At 51.4% G+C, this 1,361-nt stretch carries 1 rRNA gene (running past one end of the window); it reads right to left on the minus strand.

The window, feature by feature from the left end:
* Positions 1–8: 8 nt before the first annotated feature.
* Positions 9–1,361: ribosomal RNA gene (locus GTP45_RS27745) — 23S ribosomal RNA — on the minus strand; it runs 1,253 nt beyond the window's last position.

Genomic DNA, 1,361 nt, shown 5'->3' on the forward strand with positions numbered 1-1,361 from the left:
AAGGTTATAGGGACAAGCCGTACGGGCAATTAGTATCAGTTAGCTTAATGCATTACTGCACTTCCACACCTGACCTATCAACGTCCTGGTCTCGAACGACCCTTCAAGGAGCTCAAGGCTCCGGGAAATCTCATCTTAAGGCAAGTTTCCCGCTTAGATGCTTTCAGCGGTTATCTCTTCCGAACTTAGCTACCCGGCAATGCCACTGGCGTGACAACCGGTACACCAGAGGTTCGTCCACTCCGGTCCTCTCGTACTAGGAGCAGCCCCCTTCAAATTTCCAACGCCCACGGCAGATAGGGACCAAACTGTCTCACGACGTTTTAAACCCAGCTCACGTACCACTTTAAATGGCGAACAGCCATACCCTTGGGACCGGCTACAGCCCCAGGATGTGATGAGCCGACATCGAGGTGCCAAACTCCCCCGTCGATATGAACTCTTGGGAGGAATCAGCCTGTTATCCCCAGAGTACCTTTTATCCGTTGAGCGATGGCCCTTCCATACAGAACCACCGGATCACTATGTCCTACTTTCGTACCTGCTCGACTTGTCGGTCTCGCAGTTAAGCACGCTTATGCCATTGCACTATTAGCACGATGTCCGACCGTACCTAGCGTACCTTCGAACTCCTCCGTTACACTTTAGGAGGAGACCGCCCCAGTCAAACTGCCTACCATGCACTGTCCCCGACCCGGATAACGGGCCAAGGTTAGAACCTCAAATGAACCAGGGTGGTATTTCAAGGATGGCTCCATAGGAACTGGCGTCCCTACTTCAAAGCCTCCCACCTATCCTACACAGATTGATTCAAAGTCCAATGCAAAGCTACAGTAAAGGTTCATGGGGTCTTTCCGTCTAGCCGCGGGTAGATTGCATCATCACAAACACTTCAACTTCGCTGAGTCTCGGGAGGAGACAGTGTGGCCATCGTTACGCCATTCGTGCAGGTCGGAACTTACCCGACAAGGAATTTCGCTACCTTAGGACCGTTATAGTTACGGCCGCCGTTTACTGGGACTTCAATCAAGAGCTTGCACCCCATCATTTAATCTTCCAGCACCGGGCAGGCGTCACACCCTATACGTCCACTTTCGTGTTTGCAGAGTGCTGTGTTTTTATTAAACAGTCGCAGCCACCAGTTTATTGCAACCTTTTCGCCCTATCACAGTAAAGTGACCAAGCTACCGAGGCGTACCTTTTCCCGAAGTTACGGTACCAATTTGCCGAGTTCCTTCTCCCGAGTTCTCTCAAGCGCCTTAGAATACTCATCTCGCCCACCTGTGTCGGTTTGCGGTACGGTCTCGTATGACTGAAGCTTAGAGGCTTTTCTTGGAACCACTTCCGATTGCTCGTGAACA

It is taken from the genome of Duganella rivi (assembly GCF_009857435.1).
GTDB classification, from domain to species: Bacteria; Pseudomonadota; Gammaproteobacteria; order Burkholderiales; family Burkholderiaceae_D; genus Rugamonas; species Rugamonas rivi.